The sequence below is a fragment of the Aquimarina celericrescens genome (assembly GCF_042682765.1).
Lineage (GTDB): Bacteria > Bacteroidota > Bacteroidia > Flavobacteriales > Flavobacteriaceae > Aquimarina > Aquimarina celericrescens.
On the sequence record NZ_JBHUHY010000022.1, the window covers coordinates 1 to 1,567 of the forward strand.

At 30.9% G+C, this 1,567-nt stretch carries 1 protein-coding gene; it reads right to left on the reverse strand.

The annotated features are described in order from the left end of the window. Positions 1-163 precede the first annotated feature (163 nt). Complete coding sequence (locus ACFSJT_RS17865; RefSeq protein ID WP_378321707.1) at positions 164-1,459, reverse strand: IS1380 family transposase; 1,296 nt, start codon at positions 1,457-1,459, stop codon at positions 164-166. Between the last annotated feature and the right edge of the window lie 108 nt (positions 1,460-1,567).

Here is a 1,567-nt window from a genome sequence, read left to right on the forward strand (position 1 = left end):
AAATTACCTAAGATTTTTAAGTTTCTAGAGATGATCCTTAGATTTTTTTTCAAAATTGTTATTCTCTATTTATTTTTTGAGGAAAAAACATATATGATTTAGCCCCAACTTTGTTGGGGTTTGTTTTTTGAATAAATTTATTTGGAGCTATTACTATGGTTATCTATGTTTTAAAATGAATATTTCCATATATCTTCAACTTATACTGTCTAGATGTTTTGATCCATTTAGCTGGTATGGTAACAAATCTGAAGATGAATTTTTTAATTCTGAAATTAGCTTTAAGATTCTTAAATTTCTTAGAGAATAAGGTGATTATATAATGATACAGGTTTCTACACATTGCAGTAAAAATCATGAACACTGTATTTTGTTCTAACTTAGAAAAAGGAAGGTTGTTCCAACCAAAATCATTTTTCAACACATCAAACTCTTTTTCAATTGTTCCTCGTTGGTTATAAAAAAATACAATCTCATCAGCATCTTGATCCCAATCATTTGTTAGAATAGCTGAATAAAGGTAAGCCTCATTGGTAAAAAGATTAACCTGCTTATCATTTCTTTCTATTTTAGATACCACTAAACGATAAGTTTGAAGAAGTTTCGGGGCTATTGCGTCTCTATTGGTTCTGATAAAGGGTTTGAATTGTGTTTCGCCACGATATATAATTTCTGTTGAGCTTTCGATTCTTTGCCAATTATCAATAGCATTTATAGCTCTACTTAGCGCAGCACTCATCCGAGTTTTTATATAAAAATGTTTAGCCTTTCTACTAGCTAAATTTACGACTTCGTATAAATAAGAACCACTATCAGCCCTAAAAGCATCAATCTTTATATTATGTTGATCTAACAAATTGAACATTCTGGTTACTGTCTGATCTTGTAAGGTTCTTGGGTTGCTATTCCCGTTTCTATTTTCAACATAAACAAGATGATTCCCTATCATGCCTACTCCAGGAGCGTATCCATATTCTTTTTTGTAGGTATTAGCACTATCAGCTTTGTTGGTAAAAATTATAGTATTATCATAATCTAAGGTTAATTCTTTATTAGAAAGTACTTTTAATGATGTCAGCATCTTTAAATTTAACGCATTGATCTTCTTATTAATACTAAATTGATGTAAGCTTTGTCCTCTAGGAGTTTTTAAAATCACCTTAGGCAAAGACAATTCTTTAAACCTATCGAGAACCCTATCTGGACTGGGCACATTTAAAAAGCGATTATCCTTTAGATGATCATAGAAATTACCTGCTAAGTCTTCAATGCAATCGCCACCACAGAAATAAATAGACCAAAAAGAGTATAATAGATCTTTCCATGAGTATTTACATTGAGCTGGTAATTTGGGTAAGTCTTCCCGCAATAGTTTTCCTATATTTTGATTTTCAAACTCCTGTAAAACAAAATTTAGACCACCAAATGGGCTTATGTGTGAAGATTTAAGTATTTTCATATCAGTGTTTTGTCGCAACACCAATTTAGGTGAAAACACATAAAACCGCAAACCTTTGTAAACAAATAGTTTGCGGTTATTTTTTGTAATAGACCTAAGGATTTAAGG